At 62.3% G+C, this 21,310-nt stretch carries 23 protein-coding genes; 16 read left to right on the top strand and 7 right to left on the bottom strand.

The annotated features are described in order from the left end of the window. The 6 genes from JOZ76_RS36195 to eutC form a co-directional block, all read left to right on the top strand. The coding region (locus tag JOZ76_RS36195; RefSeq protein ID WP_441300159.1) for an ABC transporter ATP-binding protein at window positions 1-1,128 on the top strand (1,128 nt) is incomplete at its 5' end. Window positions 1,129-1,144: 16 nt separating this feature from the next. Further along, window positions 1,145-2,194: an ABC transporter substrate-binding protein gene (locus tag JOZ76_RS36190; protein ID WP_291706163.1), complete on the top strand. Its 1,050-nt coding sequence runs from the start codon at window positions 1,145-1,147 to the stop codon at window positions 2,192-2,194. Window positions 2,195-2,234: 40 nt separating this feature from the next. Beyond that, window positions 2,235-3,452, top strand: coding sequence for an ABC transporter permease (locus tag JOZ76_RS36185; RefSeq protein ID WP_291706162.1), 1,218 nt, complete (start codon window positions 2,235-2,237; stop codon window positions 3,450-3,452). Between the two features lie 5 nt (window positions 3,453-3,457). Next, on the top strand, window positions 3,458-4,288 hold the full coding sequence (locus JOZ76_RS36180) for an ABC transporter permease (protein WP_291706161.1): 831 nt from the start codon (window positions 3,458-3,460) through the stop codon (window positions 4,286-4,288). A gap of 82 nt (window positions 4,289-4,370) precedes the next feature. Continuing rightward, window positions 4,371-5,768 carry an ethanolamine ammonia-lyase subunit EutB gene (locus JOZ76_RS36175; protein ID WP_291706160.1) on the top strand — a complete coding sequence of 466 codons (1,398 nt, stop codon included), beginning with the start codon at window positions 4,371-4,373 and terminating at the stop codon, window positions 5,766-5,768. Continuing rightward, the gene (gene eutC, locus JOZ76_RS36170) at window positions 5,769-6,629 is read left to right on the top strand and encodes an ethanolamine ammonia-lyase subunit EutC (RefSeq protein WP_291706159.1); all 861 of its coding nucleotides are present in this window, start codon (window positions 5,769-5,771) and stop codon (window positions 6,627-6,629) included. A 464-nt stretch (window positions 6,630-7,093) separates the two neighbouring features. Here eutC and JOZ76_RS36165 read toward each other — a convergent pair whose 3' ends face one another. Next, window positions 7,094-7,396 carry a winged helix-turn-helix transcriptional regulator gene (locus tag JOZ76_RS36165; RefSeq protein WP_291706158.1) on the bottom strand — a complete coding sequence of 101 codons (303 nt, stop codon included), beginning with the start codon at window positions 7,394-7,396 and terminating at the stop codon, window positions 7,094-7,096. A gap of 74 nt (window positions 7,397-7,470) precedes the next feature. Here JOZ76_RS36165 and JOZ76_RS36160 point away from each other — a divergent pair, with 74 nt between their 5' ends. From JOZ76_RS36160 to JOZ76_RS36150, 3 genes are all read left to right on the top strand, one after another. Next, window positions 7,471-7,734, top strand: a complete 264-nt coding sequence (locus tag JOZ76_RS36160; RefSeq protein ID WP_291706157.1) for an isochorismatase family protein — start codon at window positions 7,471-7,473, stop codon at window positions 7,732-7,734. Next, a complete protein-coding gene (locus tag JOZ76_RS36155) occupies window positions 7,731-9,104 on the top strand; it encodes an epoxide hydrolase family protein (RefSeq protein ID WP_291710129.1) in 1,374 nt (457 codons plus the stop codon). The genes JOZ76_RS36160 and JOZ76_RS36155 overlap by 4 nt, the downstream gene beginning before the upstream one ends. A 192-nt stretch (window positions 9,105-9,296) precedes the next feature. Continuing rightward, entirely contained in the window at window positions 9,297-9,998 is a 702-nt protein-coding gene (locus tag JOZ76_RS36150) for a DUF1223 domain-containing protein (RefSeq protein ID WP_291706155.1), read from the top strand. 143 nt (window positions 9,999-10,141) lie between these two features. Here JOZ76_RS36150 and JOZ76_RS36145 read toward each other — a convergent pair whose 3' ends face one another. Continuing rightward, window positions 10,142-10,375, bottom strand: a complete 234-nt coding sequence (locus JOZ76_RS36145; RefSeq protein ID WP_291706154.1) for an antibiotic biosynthesis monooxygenase family protein — start codon at window positions 10,373-10,375, stop codon at window positions 10,142-10,144. 316 nt (window positions 10,376-10,691) lie between these two features. After that, window positions 10,692-12,809: an adenylate/guanylate cyclase domain-containing protein gene (locus JOZ76_RS36140; RefSeq protein ID WP_291706153.1), complete on the bottom strand. Its 2,118-nt coding sequence runs from the start codon at window positions 12,807-12,809 to the stop codon at window positions 10,692-10,694. Window positions 12,810-13,156: 347 nt separating this feature from the next. On the opposite strand from JOZ76_RS36140, the gene JOZ76_RS36135 reads away from it, so the two are divergent. The 4 genes from JOZ76_RS36135 to JOZ76_RS36120 are packed head-to-tail and all read left to right on the top strand — an operon-like array spanning window position 13,157 to window position 15,709. Beyond that, on the top strand, window positions 13,157-13,462 hold the full coding sequence (locus JOZ76_RS36135; protein ID WP_291706152.1) for a BufA1 family periplasmic bufferin-type metallophore: 306 nt from the start codon (window positions 13,157-13,159) through the stop codon (window positions 13,460-13,462). 46 nt (window positions 13,463-13,508) lie between these two features. Then, the gene (bufB, locus tag JOZ76_RS36130) at window positions 13,509-14,429 is read left to right on the top strand and encodes an MNIO family bufferin maturase (RefSeq protein WP_291706151.1); all 921 of its coding nucleotides are present in this window, start codon (window positions 13,509-13,511) and stop codon (window positions 14,427-14,429) included. Next, entirely contained in the window at window positions 14,416-15,210 is a 795-nt protein-coding gene (locus JOZ76_RS36125; RefSeq protein ID WP_291706150.1) for an HvfC/BufC N-terminal domain-containing protein, read from the top strand. The genes bufB and JOZ76_RS36125 overlap by 14 nt, the downstream gene beginning before the upstream one ends. After that, window positions 15,200-15,709, top strand: a complete 510-nt coding sequence (locus tag JOZ76_RS36120; RefSeq protein WP_291706149.1) for a DoxX family protein — start codon at window positions 15,200-15,202, stop codon at window positions 15,707-15,709. The genes JOZ76_RS36125 and JOZ76_RS36120 overlap by 11 nt, the downstream gene beginning before the upstream one ends. 80 nt (window positions 15,710-15,789) lie before the next feature. Here the strand turns inward: JOZ76_RS36120 and JOZ76_RS36115 are convergent, their stop codons facing one another. From JOZ76_RS36115 to JOZ76_RS36105, 3 genes are all read right to left on the bottom strand, one after another. Continuing rightward, complete coding sequence (locus tag JOZ76_RS36115; protein WP_291706164.1) at window positions 15,790-16,029, bottom strand: DUF2798 domain-containing protein; 240 nt, start codon at window positions 16,027-16,029, stop codon at window positions 15,790-15,792. 145 nt (window positions 16,030-16,174) lie between these two features. Further along, the gene (locus JOZ76_RS36110) at window positions 16,175-17,332 is read right to left on the bottom strand and encodes a patatin-like phospholipase family protein (protein ID WP_291706148.1); all 1,158 of its coding nucleotides are present in this window, start codon (window positions 17,330-17,332) and stop codon (window positions 16,175-16,177) included. 79 nt (window positions 17,333-17,411) lie between these two features. After that, window positions 17,412-18,233 carry a 3-hydroxybutyrate dehydrogenase gene (locus tag JOZ76_RS36105; protein ID WP_291706147.1) on the bottom strand — a complete coding sequence of 274 codons (822 nt, stop codon included), beginning with the start codon at window positions 18,231-18,233 and terminating at the stop codon, window positions 17,412-17,414. 180 nt (window positions 18,234-18,413) lie between these two features. On the opposite strand from JOZ76_RS36105, the gene JOZ76_RS36100 reads away from it, so the two are divergent. After that, window positions 18,414-19,304, top strand: coding sequence for a LysR family transcriptional regulator (locus tag JOZ76_RS36100; protein WP_291706146.1), 891 nt, complete (start codon window positions 18,414-18,416; stop codon window positions 19,302-19,304). Between the two features lie 11 nt (window positions 19,305-19,315). Here JOZ76_RS36100 and JOZ76_RS36095 read toward each other — a convergent pair whose 3' ends face one another. After that, complete coding sequence (locus JOZ76_RS36095; protein WP_291706145.1) at window positions 19,316-20,032, bottom strand: peroxiredoxin-like family protein; 717 nt, start codon at window positions 20,030-20,032, stop codon at window positions 19,316-19,318. A 295-nt stretch (window positions 20,033-20,327) separates the two neighbouring features. On the opposite strand from JOZ76_RS36095, the gene JOZ76_RS36090 reads away from it, so the two are divergent. Both JOZ76_RS36090 and JOZ76_RS36085 read left to right on the top strand, forming a co-directional pair. Next, window positions 20,328-20,819: a DUF302 domain-containing protein gene (locus tag JOZ76_RS36090; protein WP_291706144.1), complete on the top strand. Its 492-nt coding sequence runs from the start codon at window positions 20,328-20,330 to the stop codon at window positions 20,817-20,819. Between the two features lie 69 nt (window positions 20,820-20,888). After that, the coding region (locus JOZ76_RS36085) for an FAD-dependent oxidoreductase (RefSeq protein ID WP_291706143.1) at window positions 20,889-21,310 on the top strand (422 nt) is incomplete at its 3' end.

Here is a 21,310-nt window from a genome sequence, read left to right as displayed (position 1 = left end):
CAGGTTGCGGAGGCGCCCGCGGTTGAGCAGCAATCAGACGCCAAATTCGTCGAATTCATCGATGTCGAAAAATCCTACGGTGCGTTTCGCGCGGTCCGCAGCCTGAATCTTTCGATCGGTCGCGGCGAGTTTTTGACGCTGCTCGGTCCTTCGGGCTCCGGCAAGACCACCACCCTCAACATGTTGGCAGGCTTCGAACGGCCTACGCGGGGCGTCATCACGTTGGACGGCAAATCGGTTGACCGCCTGCCACCCTACGAGCGCAACATCGGCATGGTGTTCCAGAACTACGCCCTGTTTCCCCACATGAGCGTGGCCGACAACGTTGCCTTCCCGCTTTCGGTCAGAAAGGTGCCCAAGCCGGAGATCGCCTCGCGGATCTTGCGCGCGCTGCAGATGGTACGGCTGGAGCAGTTCAAAGATCGCAGGCCCGCGCAGCTGTCGGGCGGACAGCAGCAGCGCGTCGCCCTTGCCCGCGCGCTGGTTTTCCAGCCCAGCCTTGTTCTGATGGACGAACCGCTCGGCGCGCTCGACAAGAAGCTGCGCGAGCACATGCAGATCGAGCTCAAGCAGATTCACGAGATGCTCGGCGTCACGATCGTCTACGTGACCCACGACCAGAGCGAAGCGCTGACGATGTCCGATCGCGTCGCGATCTTCGAAAGCGGCGCCATCGTTCAGATCGGAACGCCCGACCAGCTCTACAAGGAGCCGACGACTGCGTTCGTCGCAAGCTTCATCGGCGAGAACAATGCGCTCGAGGGCACAGCCGAACGCGTCGGCAACGGTCAATGCCTCGTGGCACTGCCGGCGGGATTGCGCGCGACAGCTCTTTCCGTCGGCGATATCGGCCCCGGCGCGCCGGTCCATCTCGCCATTCGTCCGGAGCGGATCGAATTGTCCGCCGGCGGGAACGGCGCAGAGAATCATTTCCGGGCAAAGGTGGACGGCCGCATCTATCACGGCGACCATCAGCGCCTGCTCGCGCGGCTGGCAAGCGGACAGGTCTTGACCGTGAAGATCGACGCCGACGCGGCGCTCGCGACGGGCGACACGGTGGATATTCGCTGGCGCGCCTCGGACTGCCGCGCGTTTCCAGCCGGCGCAGCAGCCAAAGCAGATTCTTGAGCGTAGGGAGAGACGTATGACACGAGTGTGCCGAACGGCCTTTATCGCCTTGGCGACCACGGCGATCATTTCGCCATTGGGGTCCGCGAACGCCGAGGAACTGACGGTCATGGCGACCGGAGGCGCCTGGCAGGCGGCGCTGCGCCAGGCCTGGTTCGAGCCGTTCGCCAAGAAGGCCAACGTCAAGCTCAACGAGCAGGAATATACCGGCGAGCTCGGCAAGATCAAAGCGATGGTCGAGACCGGCAATGTGCCGATCGATCTGGTGACCGTCGAGACCTCCACGGTTCTGCAAGGCTGCGACGCCGGCGTCCTGATCCGTCTCGACTATTCGAAGATCGCCGAACGGTCAAAGTTCCTGCCCGGCACCGCCCTCGATTGCGGCGTCGGCATCGACGTCTACGGCGACGTGCTCGCCTACGACACGACGGTACTGAAGGAAGCCCCCACTTCGGTTCTCGATATTTTCGATACAAAAAGGTTTCCGGGCAAGCGCGCGATGCGCAAGGCGCCGGCGCAGAACCTCGAATGGGCGCTGATGGCCGACGGCGTGCCGGCCGCCGACGTGTACAAGGTGCTGGCGAGCCCGGAGGGCGTCGATCGCGCGTTCAAGAAGCTCGACAGCATCAAAAAGGACATCGTCTGGTGGGAGGCGGGCGCGCAGCCGCCGCAACTGCTGGCCTCGAAGGAAGTCGTCATGACGACTGCGTGGAATGGACGCATCCAGAACGCCATCGACCAGGACAAGCGGCCATTCGCGCTCGTCTGGAACAATCAGATCGTCGAATACGACATGATCGCGATCCCGAAAGGCGCCAAGAACCTCGACCTCGCCTACAAATATCTCGCCTATGCGGCGGAGCCCGAGGTGAGCGCGCAACTGGGCCGCTTCATCCCCTATGGTCCGGTGCGGGCCGACGCGACGCCGTTCGTCCCCAAGGAGGTCCTGCCGAAACTTCCGACCGCTCCGGATCACATGAAGGCTTATCTCGTGAGCGATGTCGAATTCTGGGGCGACCAGGGCGAAGACCTCGTGAAACGTTTCAACGCGTGGCTTGCCCAATAACCGATCGCAATCGCGCGAGAGCGGACGCAAGGATCGCATCATGACATCGGTCGCAATGCCTGCATTCAGTGTCAGGGGGAGAGATCGGAGCGAGAGCCTTCGTCCGCTGGCGCTGGCAGCCCCGCTCCTGCTGCTGCTGGTCTTCAGCTTCGGCGCGCCGATCGTCGCGCTGCTGTCGCGCGCCGTTTACGAGCCGACGATCGCCAACGCGCTGCCGCGCACGGCCGAGGCGCTGCGCGCCGATGGCGGCGCGGGTGTGCCGGCCGAGCCGGTGTTCGTTGCCCTCGCCGCTGACCTCAAACAGGCGCAGGCGGCGGGCGCGGTGTTCGAACTGGCCAAAAACCTCAACACCCGCCTGCCGGGCGCGCGCAGCCAGGTGCTGCGCGCCGCGCGGCTGGCGAGCCAGAACCAGGCGGCGAGCAAGGAGGCGATGATCAAGGCTGCGCCGCTTCTCGGCGAACAGCAAAGCTGGGCCGCGATCCGCTCGGGCGTGCATCCGTTCACTTCGTTCTTCCTGCTGAACGCCTTTGACCTCAAATGGACTAATGACGGAACGATCGGCGCGGTGCCCTCGGGCCAGGCGGTTTTCCTGCGCGTGTTCGGTCGAACCTTTCTGGTCGCCACCATCGTCACGCTGGCGACCTTGGCGCTCGGCTTTCCCCTCGCCTATCTGATCACCCGTCTCCGGCCGGCGATGGCCGCATTGGTCCTCGTCCTGGTTCTGCTGCCGTTCTGGACCTCGATCCTGGTCCGCACCGCGGCATGGACGGTGCTGCTGCAGAAGTATGGCCTCCTCAACGATCTCCTGCTGTGGCTCGGCCTGACCTCCGACCGTCTCGAATTGATGTACAGCCGCACCGGGCTGATCATCGCGATGACCCATATCCAGTTGCCCTTTACGCTGCTGCCGATCTACAGCGTGATGCGTTCGGTGCCGCCGTCGTTGATGCGCGCCGCGCAATCGCTCGGCGCCCGCCCGTTCACGGCTTTCTGGCGGGTCTATCTGCCACAGGTCATTCCGGGCGTGCTCGCCGGCTGTCTGCTGACCTTCATCCTGTGCCTCGGCTATTACATCACGCCAGTCCTGATCGGCGGCGCGAGCGACCAGCTGATCAGCAATTTCATCGCCAACTACGTCAATGCCGAGCTGAATTGGGAGATGGCGGCGGCGCTCAGCTTCGTCCTGCTGGCGTCGACGCTCGGGCTTTACGTGGCCATGACCCGCTATCTCGGTCTCGACCTGTTCAAGATGGGGTGAAGCCGATGTTGCTTTCGCAATATCCGACCACGGGTGAGCGGCTTCGCGCCGCCGCGCTCTGGTTCTGGTGCATTCTGGTCCTCGTCTTTCTGGTGGTGCCGATCTTTGTGCCCGTGCCGCTGTCCTTCAACAGCGGATCGTTCTTCACCTTCCCGCTCGCCGGGCTCTCGACCCGCTGGTACGAGGTCGTGCTCGGCACGCCGCGCTGGCGGGCCGCGATCGGCAACAGTCTCTTGATCGGTTTCGGTGCGACGGTCCTGGCAACGATCCTGGGAACCCTCACCGCGATCGGTCTGTCGGACCCGAAATTCCCGGCACGCCGTTTGGTCGTCCCCCTGCTGATCTCGCCGCTGATTGTTCCGGTCGTGGTGACCGCGGTCGGTACCTATCTGTTCTACGCACGGATTGGTCTCGCCAACACCTATGCCGGCATCATACTCGCTCACACCGTCCTCGCCAGTCCGTTCGTCGTGGTGACCGTCGGTGCCAGTCTCACGGGTTTTGATCGCAACCTGATGCGCGCGACCTCGATCCTCGGTGCCAAGCCCCATATCGGATTTTTTCGGGTGATGCTGCCGCTGATCCTGCCCGGCGTGCTCTCCGGAGCGGCGTTTGCCTTCGTTACCTCATTCGACGAGGTCGTCGTTGTGCAGTTTCTCGCCAACGCCGACCAGCGAACGTTGCCGCTCGAAATGTTCACCGGCCTGCGCGAACAATTGAGCCCGGCCATTACGGCGGCGGCGACGCTGATGATGGCGCTCTCGATCCTGCTGCTGATCGTCGCCAATCTGCTGGCGCGCCGCTCGCGCCGGGACGCCAGCGTGCTCGTCGAATGATGACGGCTGATCGACGTCGGCCGGGGCGCGGGAGCGATTTGGGCTTTTCTGTCCCATAACGCCTGTATTGAGGAGCGCCAGCATGTCTTATAGCGCAATGCTCGGCGGCACACGCTGGACCTTTGCAGATCTGAAGACGCTGCTCGGCAAGGCATCGCCGGCGCGCTCCGGCGACACGTTGGCCGGTATCGCCGCCGAGAGCGCGACCGAGCGGGTCGCCGCGCAGACGGCGCTTGCCGATCTTCCGCTCAAGACGTTTCTGGACACGGCCCTCATCCCTTACGAAGAAGACGAGGTCTCGCGCCTCATCCATGACGGTCATGATGCTTCGGCCTTTACCGCGATATCACATTTGACCGTCGGCGCGTTTCGCGAGTGGCTGCTGGACGAGCGGACGACGACGACCGATCTGACGCGGCTCGCGCCGGGTTTGACACCCGAGATGGTTGCCGCCGCGTCGAAGATCATGCGTGCGCAGGATCTCATCGTCGTTGCCGCCAAGTGTCGCGTCACCACGGCCTTCCGCAACACGATCGGGCTTGCGGGCCGCCTGTCGACACGGCTGCAGCCAAATCATCCGACCGATGACTCCCGCGGCATCGCCGCGAGCCTTCTCGAAGGACTCCTGTTCGGCGTCGGCGACGCAGTGATCGGCGTCAATCCTGCGACGGACGGTCTGGATGACTACCTGCGGATCGTCACTCTGCTGGACGACATCAGGCGGCGTCTCGATATCCCGACCCAGACCTGCTGCCTTGGTCACGTCACCACCGCCATGCAGGCGCTATCAGCGGGCGCACCGGTTGATCTCGTATTTCAGTCGATCGCCGGCTCCGAAAAAGCCAATCGGGGCTTTGGAATCAGCCTGTCGATGCTCGCGGAAGTCCACGACGCGGCGCTCGCGCTCGGGCGGGGAACCGTGGGTCAGAACGTGATGTATTTCGAGACCGGACAGGGCAGCGCGCTTTCCGCCGATGCCCATTTTGGCGTCGATCAGCAAACCATGGAGGCGCGCGCCTACGCAGTGGCGAGACGATTCAAGCCTCTGCTGGTCAATACGGTCGTCGGCTTCATCGGCCCGGAATATCTCTATAACGGCAAGGAGATCACCCGGGCTGGGCTCGAGGATCATTTCTGCGGCAAGCTGCTTGGCCTGCCGATGGGCTGCGACGTTTGCTACACCAACCATGCGGAAGCCGACCAGGACGACATGGACGCCCTGCTGACGCTGCTGAGCGCCGCAGGCGTCACTTTCGTCATCGCTGTTCCCGGCGCTGATGACGTCATGCTGAACTACCAGAGCCTGGCGTTCCATGATGTCCTCTATGTCCGCGAGACATTGGGAAGACGGAGCGCTCCCGAATTCGAAACATGGTTGCAGGGAATCGGCGTCGTCGATCCCGGCGGCCGTGCCCTACAAAAATCGCCGACCGCCGCGATCGCGCCAGCGATTGCACTGATCGAACGGATGGCGAGCTAAATGCAGGACGATCGGCCCGATCGGGGCGACCAGTTCCCGGACGAGAGCGGCGGGCTTGCGCACCTGCGCCGCTTCACGCCCGCCAGAATCGGACTCGGACGCGTCGGCTCCGGACAATCCACGACAGCGACGCTCAACTTCCGGGCCGACCATGCGCGCGCACGAGACGCCGTTCACATCCCGCTGGATTTCGCGCCGCTCGAAGAAGCCCTGGGGAGCCAGGGCTGGAGCGTCGTGCACCTGCGCACCGCCGTGAAGGATCGGAGCGAGTATCTTCGCCGGCCCGATCTTGGCCGGCGCCTGTCACAGGAGGCGCGCGCACTGCTGCAGGGCCGGGCCATGGGCAGTGACGTCGTGATGATGGCCGCCGACGGGCTTTCCTCATCGGCGATATCAGGCAATCTGACGCCGCTTGCCGCGCGCCTGCGTGTCCTGCTGCTGGCAAGACGGCTGACCCTTGGTCCGTTCGTTCTGGTCGAACAAGGGCGTGTCGCCATCGGCGATGAGATCGGCGAGCTTTTGAACGCCAGGCTCGGCATCGTCCTGATCGGCGAGCGTCCCGGCCTGTCTGCGGCCGACTCGCTTGGCGCCTATATCACATGGCAACCGCGCATCGGCGCGATGGATTCGCACCGAAACTGCATCTCCAACATCAGGGCGGCGGGCCTGCCGATCGAAGACGCCGCAAAACAGATCGACGACCTGGTCAGCCGCGCTCTCTCGCATGCGATGACTGGCATTGCTTTGAACGATCGGTGTTCGCGCCTTGCACCTGCTTCCGTCACCAATTCAGAAAGCTCTCCCAAAGCGTCTTCGAGCGAAGCGGGCACCGCTTCGCGTGAAGAAAACACGTCAATGTAGAGCCTCCGTACCGATTCAATCGGAACGGAAAAGCCTCTAGGTATTGGATTCCCGCAGGAGCCGCTGATTCATGGTGTCGGAATGACACTTTGGAGATTGGCTGCAAAGGCCTGATCGGCCTGGTGGGCGCACCAGGCCTCGGACCTGGGTCTCGCTGATTAGGAAACAGCTGCGCTTCCTCGCCCATCGCGACGGCGCCGAGTCCACCCTGCCCGTGCTTGCCGGCCAGGCGCCTGCTGCTCCTTCATGTATTTCGGGTCGTTGCCAAGGTGCTGTCAGAAATAGTCCAGCTTCTGGCAGCCTTTCGTCCCATCGGTCGGGGTTGCGCCGGAGGTGGCGAAGAGCGCGCCGACGTCGGCGTAGTTCAGAGAGAGCTGAATCTGGGTTCATAAAGACCTTGGCTGGAACTCGCCGGACCAATGGCACTGTCATGCTCGTTCTTCTGTGGATCTCGGGCCTGATTGTCAGCGACTCGACCTGAACGTCTCCCACCGCGCCTCTCGCTCCCTTCGATATTTGGGGGCCTGCTCGGCGACCAGGTCCTCACGATGCAGCGGTTTGCCGCAGGACTCGCAAAGCGGACCGAGCCCTGCCGGCTTGCCGCACACGAGGTGCATATGATTCGCAGCGCGATCTTCCTTCGGCGACTTGAACCAGGTCTCATCCCAGGCGCGCAGCGCCGGGATCACGGGATAGAGGGCCTCGCCTTTCTCCGTGAGATGATATTCGTGCCGCAGCGGGCGTTTGCTGTAGACTTGGCGCTTCAATATGGGACGGCGCCGATTCAAATGCAACGGGCCGCTTTGGGGCCAAAGCGGCTTCGCCAATACCGAACCTCGATATGCTGCTGAAACAGAAGGGCATCACGCAAGTGATCGTGGTTGGACAGCTCGCCAATACGTCCATCGCGTCCACCGCGAGATACGCCATGGAGTTCGGCTATCATGTCACGCTAGTGCGCGACGCCACGGCCGCCTTCACGCACGACATGATGCACGCCGCCCACGCACTGAACGGAACGACCTTTGCCCATTCCATCCTGACAACCACCGAGGTGATCGCGGCATTGGCCGCGGCATCTCATTTCGAGGAGATCGTCAAATGAGCAGGCATTTGAAGACATCAATCGCCATCGCCGCGACCGCGCCGAACCAGGACGTCATTGATCACGACAGGCGCAAGCTGCTCACCGGCGCTGCGATGGGACTGGCTGCGGCAGGTGCCGCCAGCCTGTTTCCACTACGTCAGGCATCGGCCGCGACCGACGAGGCGATCCGTCCGTTCCACATCGCTATTCCCGAAGCCGACCTCGTCGACCTTCGCCAACGCTTGGCGGCGACCCGTTGGTCAGACAAGGAAACGGTCGCCGACGACTCCCAGGGCGTCCCGCTGGCGATGCTGCAGGATCTCGTGCGCTACTGGCAAACCGGCTATGACTGGCGAGAGGTGGAAGCGCGGCTCAATGCCCTGCCGCAGTTCATCACCGAGATCGATGGCCTCGACATCCACTTCATACACGTCCGTTCCAGGCACGAAAACGCCCTACCGATGATCGTCACGCACGGGTGGCCGGGCTCCGTCATCGAGCAACTCAAGATCGTCGATCCCCTGACCGATCCAACGGCGCATGGGGGCAGCGCAGACGACGCCTTCCATCTGGTGATCCCGTCGATGCCCGGCTACGGGTTCTCCGGCAAACCGACCACCACCGGCTGGGATCCCCAGCGCATCGCCCGCGCCTGGATCTTGCTAATGAAGCGGATCGGCTACAAGAAGTTCGTGGCGCAGGGCGGCGACTGGGGTTCGCCGGTCTCCAATGAAATGGCCAAGCTGGGTGCGCCGGAACTGCTCGGCATCCATGTCAACCTGCCCGGTGTCGTTCCGCCGGAAATCTTCAAGGCGGTGGCATCCGGAGAGTCCCCGCCGGCGGATCTGCCTGCCGAAGAAAAGCACGCCTTCGACCAGCTCAAGGTTCAATTCACGAAACGGCGCGCCTACGCGCAGATCATGGGCACGCGCCCGCAAACGCTCGCGGCTCTGACGGATTCGCCAGCCGGTCTCGCGGCCTGGCTGCTCGACCACGGTGACGGCTATGCCCAGCCGGCCTCAGCGATGCAATCGGCGGTGCTCGGGCGCGCGGTCAACGGGCACTCCGCGGGCGCGCTGACGCGGGACGACGTGCTCGACAACATCACGCTATACTGGCTGACCAACACCGCGATCTCCTCGGCGCGCCTCTACTGGGAAAACAAGACCAATCTCTATCTGCCCGCAGGCGTCTCGATTCCGGCCGCCGTGACGGCGTTTCCCGGCGAGAGCTTCGTGGCGCCGCGCAGCTGGGCGGAGAAGGCCTATTACAAGTTGATCTACTTCCATCAGGCCGAAGCCGGCGGACACTTCGCGGCGTGGGAGCAGCCCGAGATCTTCACTAGAGAGATTCGCGACGCGTTCCGGCCCTTGCGCAGTTCGATCTGACGACTTCGACGCGCGTTGCGCGACCCGAAAGGCGATACGGAAGGCGGCGGCACCGCTGAGGACGCGTTCAGCAGGCAAAGAATAGTCTGGTTTCCTCTAATACCAGGCGCTTCACGATCTCGTGTTGGCGCGAAGTGTAACAAAGCTCCCCGACGGCCGAAAAGGAATGCAGCTGAAGTGTTGGAGGATCGTATGGCAGCGCGCAGTCCGGCCCTTTTTGGTCTTGCCCTCTGTTTGCTCCCCACAACCGCGTTGGCAGGCGAGCGTCCTGTCGTAGTTGAGCTCTTTACATCGCAGGGATGTTCATCCTGCCCACCTGCGAACGCTTTTCTGAACGAGATGTCGAAAGGGCGGGCTGATGTTCTCCCCCTCGCATTTCATGTCACCTATTGGGACCGATTGGGCTGGAAGGACCCATTCTCTTTCGAAGCCGCGACTATCCGTCAGGACCGCTACGGCCATCGCTTCGGCGACGGGTCCTACACTCCGGAGATCGTTGTGGACGGGTCAGTTGGATTGGTCGGCTCGTATCGCGGTGAAGTTAATGCTGCCATCGAACAAGCGAAGCGCGAACGACATACCGCCACCGACGTAAACGTGGTCAGGGCTGGCGAAAAGGTCGCGATCAAGATCGGATCAGGAACCGGAAGCGGAAAGGTCCTGCTGGTCGGATTCGACCATGAGCACACCACGAAGATCGGACGTGGTGAAAATGGCGGTCGGACGCTGACTGAAGCAAATGTCGTTCGGTCGCTTCGAACAGTGGGCGAATGGTCCGGCAAGCCGCTTCAAATCGAAGAACCGTTGCCAGAAGGTCAAGATGTCGCCGTTGTCGTCGAATCATCGGATGGACGAATTGTCGGAGCGGCGCGCTTATCCGGTGGATCAACCTAGTCGTGAACGGCGGGGTACTTTTCGGAGTTGACGGAAGCTGTCCGGCACTTTGCAGCAATGTCGAAGAACGCGCCGGACACTTTGCCGATGTTTGTCTGTTCAGACGAGCAGCCGATGAGCCTTACGAGACGACCGGACGAGTCTCAGGAGTGCTCAAAGGGCCCGACTTCGCGGACGACCTTGCAAATTTGCAAGAACCCACTGGCGTAGAATTCGGCATGTCCTCGCTTCATGGTTTCGACATGTTCGGGATGAGTGCGCCAGGCCTCGAGCGCCTGCTCTGAAGCAAAGCGAAACACAGTCAATTCCTTGCCATCAGTCGCCTTGAACGACTTCACCGCCAGAAATCCTGGAAGAGAGCTAACGATGCTGTACATCCGTTCGCCTAGCCGTCGTATTCGTCGAGGGGGGCGTCATCCCGCAGCTTCAGATCGCCAATCACCATCACTTCGCCAATCATGTTGCTCTCCGTTCCTCAATCAAGTTTTCACGCCAGTTCAGCCGCGCCCTCGACGGCAGTTCGATTCGACAATGGGGTTTGTTACGCCCTCATCCGGTGCCGTTCGATCCAGGGGCGCGAGTCAAGAAGCTCATGGGGATCCCTCTCGAACCCGACATCCAGAACCGGTAAGCGATGACGGGGGCAGCGGATTGCCTGTATTTCGCCTGAACACATGAAAGCGTCCAATCGCGTTATTTCGATTTCAGGGCAGCAATCGGCCGCCACCCCTCATCGGTTCCCCGTTGCAGCTGTTCACAGCGATCGAGCATAAGTTCTGATGGACGATCGTGATCGCGATCGCCCAGCACGGCCTTGAAGTCGATGATGGCGCCTGAGAAGTCACGGTTCCGATACTTGGCCAGCCCCTGTTCGTAACGCGAGATCCAGGATCCGCGCTGGCGCTCCGCATCCACCTCCCCGGCCAGACCCACCAACTCATAAGCCGCGAAACCTTCTTCCCGACCGTACACAGCGATGCTGTCGACTTCGCGAGCGACGATGCCGTTTCGCGCGAGGCGATGTGTCCTCTCGCCGATCAGGATTTGGGTTCCAAAGCTCTTGTTGGCGCCTTCCAACCGGCTTGCCACATTCACTGCATCGCCGATGACCGTATAATTCAGCCGCAGTTCGGAACCGATATTGCCGACCAGCATGCGGCCGGAGTTGATTCCGATCCGGATCTGCAACGGCTGGCCGCGATCATCAGCGAGGCCGGACTGCTCGATTGCCCGGCGGCAGGCTAGCGCGGCCTGGCAGCACCTCAGCGCGTGATCCTGCTGGGCAGTCGGAGCGCCCCAGAAGGCCATGATCGCGTCCCCAATGAACTTGTCGATTGTCCCACCGTGGGCGACAATCTGTTCCGTAAGGAGGTTGAGGTACTCCGACAGCAGGGGCACAACACGGTCACCCATTCGCTCCGACAGGCCCGTGAAACCCGCGATATCGATGAACATCACGGTCAGCTCCTGGACCGCGCCGCCGGGCTTTGCCTCGACGCCCTGCCGCAGCAGCGATCGGACGAGATCGGCCGGGATGAATTTGCGGAAAGCGGAGAGGCCTTGCGCCATCTCCGCGATCGCGCCGGACAGGCTCGCTATCTCGGCCAGCCGTGACGGATGGCGCCGCACCTGGTCCAGTGCAAAGGTCTCGACATGCCGGATTTCGCCGACCACGCGCGTGAGCGGTGCGGCAATTACGGAACGCGCGAGCACCGCCGACGATAATGCGGCTAGCAGCGCCCCCAAAGCGAGACCGACGATGAGCCGGCGCAGCGTGGTTTCAACCGGACCGAGAACCTCGGCTTCAGGAATCACCGTCGCAAGCGACCAGCCGGGAAACGGCAAGGGAGTGAGAGCGACCTCATAGGCTGCGTTCGCAACAGAGAGCCTGCTCCGCCACGCTTCCTTGCGTCCCTTCTCGCCGGCACGAGCCAGAGCCTCTCGTGCGACCGGCAATAGTACCTGTTTCTGACTGCGTGCTGGATGCAATTCGTCCGCGTCCTTGTCCGGCGCGGCAACCAGCTCTCCGGTGCCGTCAAAAATGAATGCCGTTCCCGTGCGGCCGACCTCGAGCTGAGCGAGGAAATGAGCCAGCCTGGTATATTCGATGATGATGGCTAGAACGCCTTGGCGCTCCTGATAGACGTCGATCGGTCCTGCAAATGCTATCGACGGACGTTGCCCGATCGGATGGTCCAGGACCTTGAACCACTGGGGGTCCTCCGAGGCGAGCCCGCTCTTGAACCACTCCTGCTCGCCCACATGGAAATCGGTTGGCTCGAACCGGCGGTTCTCGAATTGGATGTCGCCCGGTATCACCTCGTATTCATCGACCCGGCGTTGGCCGGCATGATCTGACAACGAGATCTCCATCATCTCGAGGTGACGATCGCCGAGCTTGTGAGCCGCAAAGTAAGACCCATCGGGCCAGCCAAAGGCCACCCAGGATATCGTCCCCTGCGACTGCAATTGCGACAGGAAGACAAATTCCCGCTTATCCGCTTCGCGGGTCTCAAGGACGTTCTGCAGGAAAAGCGTGCGGATGGCGGTGTGGGCCGCACGCGCCTCATCGACGATCGCCGACACCTCCTTGCGCACGGCGGCGACGATCTGCTCGTTGATGGTCGAAGCCAGCTCTCGGCTGATGCCTTCCGCAGTCCGCCACCATAAAAGACTGGACGCCGCGGCGGTGAGAAGAATGACCGTCAGAACGAGTGCCGATACCGCCAGGCGGATGCTGATGGTTCGCGGCCTGCCGGACAAGCCGCGATTTGCCTGCGCATGGCGTCGTCTGCCTGGAAATGCGATCATCATTGCTTTTGCCCTGCGAAACGCCCGGCGCACTCTCTACCTCGAATGGCTATACGCCGCTTTCCGAGTTCCCTTACGTACCCACGGAAGTTTTCAGCGGCATCAGCGCACCTCGCTGAGGCTGTCGCCCATCATCGGTCCGCGTCTTTGCGCCTTCCAATGCCCTTTGGCTACCGTCCTCATAGAGGCAAGGCATTGGATTTGCCCTTCCGCGCTCCCCCTAATGGCCCGACACCCGATCTCACGCAGCCGTGAGCGGCCAGAACGGTAACACGGGCCGCCTTCGGGGCGAACGGGATCAATGCATGCTCGCCGAACGGGCGATGCAACCTCGAGAGGAGAGATCCATGCCTGCAAAAACTGTAGTCAGTTCGTTTGTCCTCGCTGGCGCCGTCAGCACTGCGCTTGCGACCCTGGCCGCTGCCGGGCCCCTGACCAAAGCCGAGGTCGATGCGGCGACCGCCGCGAAGAAGGAGAAATGCTTTGGTGTTGCCCTGAAGGGTCAGAACGATTGTGCCGCGGGACCAGGGACCACCTGCCAAGGCACCTCGACAGCCGACTTCCAGGGCAATGCGTGGAAGTTCGTTCAGGGCGGCACCTGCGCCAGCATCGAGCTGCCCAACGGCAAGCACGGTTCGCTCAAGCCGATCTGATGCGACGAGCACAGCCATAAGTGACGAAGGGAAGCGGAGGAGCACCATGGACGCAGCGAACAGGTCTGAAGGCCCTGCCATCGTGCCTCTCCGCTTTTCGCCTTTGATCGGCGGCGTTACCGGAACGAGCTTCAAGCATGAGCATCTTCCCGCGATCCTGGCCGAAGGCAAACAGCGGGACTTCTTCGAAGTCCACGCCGAGAACTACATGGGTGCGGGAGGACCGCCTCATCGGGCGCTGGAAGCCCTGCGCCGCGATCACCCTTTGTCGCTGCACGGCGTGTGCATGTCGATCGGAGGGCCGCAGCCGCTCAATCGGGAGCATCTCGCGCGCTTCCGGCGTCTTGTCGACCGCTATCAGCCGGCCTTGATTTCCGAGCACCTTGCCTGGTCGACGCACGAGACAACCTATTTCAATGATCTCCTGCCCTTGCCATACACGGAGGCGACGCTCGCGCGCGTCTGCAACCACGTCGACGAAGTGCAGAACGCGATTCGGAGGCCCATCCTGCTGGAAAACCCCTCCACCTATGTCATGTTTCGCGAGTCGACGATGAGCGAGACGGAGTTCATCCGCCGTATCGCCCAACGGACCGGATGCGGCCTGCTGCTCGACATCAACAACGTCTTCGTATCCGCCACCAATCATGGCTTTTCCCCACTGCAATATCTCTCCGCTTTTCCACTCTCGCGCGTTGGGGAGATTCATCTCGCCGGTCACGCCGAGCAGTTCGACGATGAAGGCGAGCCGTTGCTGATCGACAGCCACGACTGTCCAGTTGCCGATCCCGTGTGGCAGCTGTTCGAAACCGTCATTCGGCGCTGCGGTGCAATTCCGACTCTGATCGAATGGGACAGCAAGATCCCTGATTGGCCGATCCTGAAGGCCGAGGCGGCGGCTGCGCGGGCGATTCTTGATCGGTGTTACGCCATCGCACCCAGGGCCTACCGCCATGCCGCTGTTTAAGCAAAGGCCCCAGTCCGCCTATGCGGCATTCGCGGCCGGCCTGATCGATCCCTCCCGGGTCACACCTTCGGTGATCGCCGGCCCGAAAGGCAAGGCGGCCACGAGGCGCTACAACGTGTACCGCAATAATGTCACGGTCAGCCTGATCGAGGCGCTCGCCGCGATCTACCCGGCCGTCCAGCGCATCACCGGCGACGATTTTTTCCGCGCCATGGCGCGCTCTCACATCCGCATCACGCCCCCCACGTCACCCCTGCTGTTCGATTATGGCCGGGACTTCCCGGCGTTCATTCAGCAGTATGAATATGCCCAGTCGATGCCGTGGCTTGCCGATACGGCACGACTGGAGCGCGCGTGGCTCGACGCCTATCATGCGGCCGATGCCGAGCCACTCTCATCGGATGCACTCGCGGCGGTGCGCCCCGATCGGCTGAGCGACGTGGTGTTCAAGGCACACCCCGCGACAAGGGTTATCTGTTCTCGGTTTTCTATTGTGACGATTTTCGCGGCCAATCGCGGCACGGGCCCTATCGGCAGGATTGATGCGTCGACACCGGACGACGCCTTGATCACCCGGCCCGATCTCGATGTCGGCGTGCGGCACTTGCCGCCTGGCGGGGCTGTCTTCCTCAAAAGCCTTATCGCGGGACGCACGCTCGGCGAAGCCGCCGCCTGCGCTCTGGAGGTTTCGCGCTCCTTTGACATTGCTTCCAGCATCGCCGAGATGATTGAGGCGGGTGCATTTACAGCAGCTATCCTGGGAGACAATGATGATCACTGATCAGCGAATCGCGGGCAGTGAGATCCTCCGGTCGCTCGGCCTGCTAGCTGACAAGGCCAGCCGGATGGTGCAAGCGATCGCCTTGCCTTCCGTCGTTCAGCTCGTGACGCGCGTAGCGCTGGCCGTGCCGTTCTGGCGGTCCGGCATCCTCAAATGGGACGGCTTTCTCAAGCTCAGCGACACCGCCGTCGCGCTGTTCAGTGACGAGTTCATGCTGCATCTGCCGGGCGGCCCTTACCATTTCCCGACGCCGGCAGTGACGGCCTTTCTGTCAGGATCGGGAGAGATCGTCTTTCCGGTGCTTCTGATCCTTGGGCTTGGCACCCGCCTTGCCGGACTCGGATTGTTGCTCATGACCGCAATTGTGGAACTCACCGTTCCCGACGGTTGGCCGATCCATCTCACCTGGGCGGCGATGGCGCTCAGCATCATGGCCTGGGGACCGGGAAAAATCTCGATCGATTACCTGGCACGGCGTTTCATTCAGAATGCTCGATGAAACACGGGATATTCTTGGTTGAGTTCTGTGTTTACGCCAGGACTCCGCACCTGTAGGAGCCGATGCCGATGCTGATCGTGTCAGCTCGCCGGTTCATCTCGCGTCAGAATGAGAGAGATCGATCTGATTGCCGGGGCGGCTAACAGGACGATCGGCATCATCATGGCCCAGGAAACGAGCCAGGAGACCAGCCAGTTGCTGACGAAGGTGCCGCTCCCAAGGAGCGAAAAACTCGCGATCCCCGCAGCCATCAGCGATGTCAATCCGGACTGGATGACCCCGAAAACAAAGTGGCTGTAGCGGCGCGGGATGGCGAACATAAGGAGGCCTTTCGGCGCAATCGAAGCAAACGCCATGCCAGATCCTCTCCAAGTTCGCCATGCCTTCCCCTGTCCGCACCAATACCCACCAGAGCGATCGCACGGTCTTGAGGCAATCTAAAACCCGGACATTTCCGAACAAGGCTCATTCCGCTGCGAGCGGCATCAGCTCCATCTGCTCGTGCAGTACGACGCCGGATAAAGGATCAAATTCGCCGACCCATGGCGCGCGGCCCAGCACGGCCTTGGTGTGCGCATAGCCGGCGTCCCAGCGCTGCATAATGCCGCGCGGACTGAAGTCGATGTCCTTGGTATGCGTCTCCCGGTCGAGTTGAGGCGCGAGCAGGCGAACCACATGCATCCGTGTCTGGCAACCGTAACCAAGCATCTCCCGAACGGCCGGGTCGTTGCGCTCGCTTTCCGGTAGTCGCGCGCCTAGCTGATTGATAATGTGTCGCAAACGATGAGCCTGTTGCTGCCGCGCGATGTGGCTCATGATGCGGCTGGAATATTGCACGTCCTTGTGCCGATTGAGCACCTCGGCCATGGTGGTCGGCTCGGCGCCTGCCGGATTCCACAAATGCACCGCGAAGATCAGGGAGTTCTTGCGGGGATTGTCGTCGAAGACCACCTCGGTCGGCGTGTTCGAGAGAATACCGCCGTCCCAATAGAGTTCGCCGTCGATGCGGACCGCCGGAAAAGCGGGCGGCAAGGCGCCCGACGCCATGATGTGTTTGATGCCGAGCTCGCAATGCTGGCTATCGAAATAGCGCATCTGGCTGGTCCCGACGTGCGCTGCGCCCACGGTCAGGCGCGGCTCGCACCCGTTAAGCAGGTCCATGTCGACGAGTTCCGCGAGAGTCTTCTCGAGGGGCGCCGTCGAATAGTAGCCCGCCCGTTCGGCGCCGAGCGGATAGCTGTCACCGGCATGCGCCAGAGGATTGGGCCTGAAGAAGCTGGGAATGCCGTGCGTTACGGTGGACCAATAGGACAGCCGGTCGTTGAAGCCGGGAAAGGCGGTGCGGATATTCCAGATCGGATTTTGCTCCATCCGTTTCCAGAACTCCTTCAATTTCGGCAGTCGCTCCGCCGGCGCATTGCCGGCGATCAAGCTCGCATTGATGGCGCCGATCGACGTGCCGATGATCCAGTCCGGTTCGATCCCCGCCTCCTGAAGCGCCTGATAGACGCCAGCCTGGTACGAGCCCAGAGCGCCGCCGCCCTGCAGCACCAGGACAACCTGACCGGGAAGATTCCGGGCCATCGATTTGATGCTTACGGGGTGCTTCTGCTCGCCGTTCATGTCTCGCTCCGATTTGAACTGCCGCCCAGCCTATTCGCGTCGGCCGGGCGCTTTGTTACGTTTCTCTTCTCCGCCCCTGTCAGTGCGCGGTCCAGCCGCCGTCCACCGGCAATGCCGTTCCGGTGATTGAGGCCGCCGCCTCGCTGGCGAGAAAGGCCGTGAGCGCACCGATTTCCTCGACTGTCGCAAACCGCTTGTTCGGCTGCTGAGCGAGCAGCACGTCGCGGATGACCTGATCGCGAGAAATGCCGTGCGCCTTGGCCTGGCCATCGATCTGGGCCTCGACCAGCGGCGTATACACATAGCCAGGGCAGATCGCGTTGCAGGTGATGCCCTGCTCGGCTGCTTCAAGCGCCGCAACCTTCGTCAGACCGACGATGCCGTGCTTGGCAGCCACATAGGCCGCCTTGAACGGAGATGCGACCAAGCCGTGAGCCGAAGCGATGTTGATGATCCGGCCGTAGCCGCGCTCGCGCATCGCCGGGAGTGCCAGGCGAATGGTATGGAAGGCCGAAGACAGATTGATGGCCAGGATCTGGTCCCATTTTTCCGGCGGGAATTGCTCGAGCGGCGCGACATGCTGGACGCCCGCATTGTTCACGAGAATGTCAAGCCGGCCGTGTTCGAGCAGCGTTGAGCCGATCATTTCGCCGATCGCCTTGGGCTTGGACATGTCAGCGGGCGAATAGCCGACCTTCACACCGTATTCTCGCGCGAGGTCGTCCTTGGTCTTCGCGACCTCGTCAGCCGCGCCCAAGCCGTTCAGCACGACCGCGGCGCCGGCTCCCGCGAGCGCGCGGGCGATGCCGAGCCCGATGCCGCTGGTGGAGCCGGTCACCAGTGCGACCTTACCGGTCAGCATGGGCGTATGTTTCCCGTCCGTTTTCAGCTGGATGTTCATCGCTCTGAGCCTTCGATAAGCGGATCAGGTGGTCCGCGGATGGCTCGGAATCTGCACGTTCGGAGGCAATGACGGAAATGCCCTTTGGCTTCCGAAACGATAGGTCCCGGCTATGGGGGTGAGGTGTATTCCTGCCGCTACCGGTCGGCTAGACTGCATCGATCCAAGGGGAGCTTGATCATGGAGATGCATCAGGTCCGCTATTTCCTAGCGGTCGCGCGCACGCTCAACTTCACGCGGGCCGCCGACGAATGCAATGTGTCGCAGCCGTCGCTGACGCGGGCCATCAAGCAATTGGAAGCCGAGCTCGGGGGCGACCTGTTCCGGCGCGAACGACCGACCCAATTGACCGAACTCGGCCAGCGCATGCATCCCCTGCTCAAGCAGTGCTATGAGGCGGCTGCCGGCGCGCGCTCGCTCGCGTCTGCCTTCAAGAGCGGTGAGGTCGGCGCCCTCAGGATTGCGCTCACGCACGCGGTCGACCTGTCGCTGCTCATTCCGTTCCTCAATCAGATCAAGCGCCAGTTCAACCGCCTGGAATTGAGGTTCTTGCGCGGCGATAGCCGCGAGGTCGCCGAAATGCTCAAGAAGGGCGAGGCTGAACTCGGCATCGCCGCCGAGCTCGACGAGAGCTGGGAACGACTTGATAGCTGGCCGTTATTCACCGAGGATTTTCGGCTCGTCCTGAGCAAGGAGCATCGGCTGGCGAAGCAGGGCGAGATCGCTCTTGACGATTTGCAGTCGGAGCAGTGGCTGTCGCGAAACTATTGCGAACACGCCGATCGCCTCAGCGCCTCGCTTCGTGAGCACGGCCTGAACAGCGATCACGGCCATCAGATCTCGTCCGAGCGCGACCTGATCGAATTGCTCGAGGCGGACGTCGGCGTGGCCGTGATGCCTGTGACCTCGCCTATTCCGCCAACGCTGAAGCGAACGACGGTCGAAGGCCTTGATGCGCGGCGCACCGTCCACCTCTATGGCGTGGCGGGCCGCGAGCGTACGGCCGTAGCATCCGCGGTCATGCGGATGCTGCGTGGCGCCGACTGGCGGCGGCATAAGAACATGGGCTAAGGACGGGAAGCCTACGCGCTCCGGCCGGCGTAATTCAAGGCTGCAACGAGGTCGTCGATTTCCATCCGCTTGCGGAAGTCGGGATCGACGAAACGCGCTTTGACCAGCCCGTCCCGGCCAACCACGAAGGTCGCAGGAATGGGCAAAACCCAGCCGTCATTGCCGTGAAAGTTCGCCAGGTCCTGGTGCGCCAATAGAAGCTGGATTTCGGCTCCCAGCCAGATCGCCAGATTGAGCGAGAGCGCATAGCCGTTGTCGAGATCGGTCAGGACTGGAAACGGCACCGCCCCCTCCGCCTTGAATTTCTCCGCGTAGGCCTGTGTCTCCGGCATGATTGCAACGACTTGGCCGCCGACGGCACGGATTCGGTCCATAGCCTGAACCACCGCCCTGACATTCAGACGGCAATAAGGGCACCAGTGGCCGCGGTAAAACATGACGGCGACCGGCCCCTGGACGAGCAGCGATGCCAAACTGACGAGCCGGCCGGTCTCGTCCGGAAGCAGGAATGGCGGCATCGCCTCACCAGGACGCGGCGCATTTTCACCGCCGCCGTTCTCGTTGAGCCGGGCGACCAGCCGGTCGACAGCCGCGCCGTAGGCCGGAAAGATTTCGTGCCCCGCCTCGGCGTAGGCCCGAAGTTGCTCGCCAAGCGTACCCTCCATCTCACGGCAACGAAGGAAGGCCTGTCTCAATCGTTCTGCATCGGCTGGTGAAAGCGAGGTCATGGTTCGCTCCGGCGAATCAGGGGGTCAATTTAGTTTCCGGGAAGCACCGCCCACAAGGGCGATCAAGCTTTCAAGTTCCTTCGGCTCGCATGGGCGCCCCACCTCCGAAGCCGACCGATCAGAACCCCATTCACGAAGAGTTGGAAATACCGTTGCGCCATCGGTTCGATAGCTGCCGCGTATCGAAGCCGCCAATAGCATAGGGCTATCGAGTTCAGAGCAACCAGGCATTTCAGATTGGCCATGGACACAGCCATCCTGTCCTGAACCCAAATCTCACTTACGGGAGGCCTTCATGTTCCGCCATATCACTCATCGTCTGGCTGATCTTTCGACTTCACTTCTGCTGCTATTCCTTCTTCTGGCTGCCATCTCCTCACCGGCGCGTGCTCGCGACGACGGCATCGTCCGGGTCAAAAGCGCGGTGCCAATGGCCGAAGCCATTACCAGGATAAAGGCTGACATCGCGAACAAGGGCATCAAGTTCTTTTCGGAAATTGATCAATCAAAGCTCGCGGCTGACGCCGGGATCAAGCTCCGGCCCTCGACACTCCTGGTGTTCGGCAATCCGCCGCTGGGCACCCGGTTCATTACCTCCAATCCGAACGCCGGCCTGGACTGGCCAGTCCGCCTGCTCCTGACGCAGGACGACAACGGCGACGTCTGGGCGGTCTGGACCGGTTTCGACTGGATCGCGAAGCGTCATCACATCAAGGATCGCACGGCGCAGTTCAAGATGGCCACGACCGTCGTTAATTCGATCACGTCCACCATCACCAGTAAGTAGCAAGGACGGCGGGCCGCGTAGGGACGATGCGCGGCCACCGTCATCGCGTGCAGCGAACGAGGTCTGGCCATGACGCGGGAGAAATTCGACGTGGTGATTCTCGGCGGCGGCAATGCCGGGATCGGCGTAACCGGTCCGGTGCGGCGCGCCGGCCTGTCCGCTGCGATGATCGAAGCGCGCGACCTCGGCGGCACCTGTCCTAACCGGGGCTGCACGCCGAAGAAAGTACTGGTCGCGGCCGGACATGCCTTGCATGAGATCGAGCGGGCTGCCGTTCATCACATTTCGGTCGGCAAGACCCGGCTCGACTGGGCGGCCCTGATCGACCGCGAGAAAGCGCTGATCAGGGACATTCCGTCGGGCCTCGCCCGCGCGATGGACAAACGCGGTGTCAAGGTGATCCCGGGCCAAGCAGCGTTCGCAGCGCCTGACGCAATCCGCGTCGGCGACCGTCTGCTGCAAGCGGACCACATTGTGATCGCAACCGGGTC

This window comes from Bradyrhizobium sp. (genome assembly GCF_019244115.1).
Taxonomy (GTDB): domain Bacteria; phylum Pseudomonadota; class Alphaproteobacteria; order Rhizobiales; family Xanthobacteraceae; genus Bradyrhizobium.
This window is presented reverse-complemented; position numbering and strand designations above follow the sequence as displayed.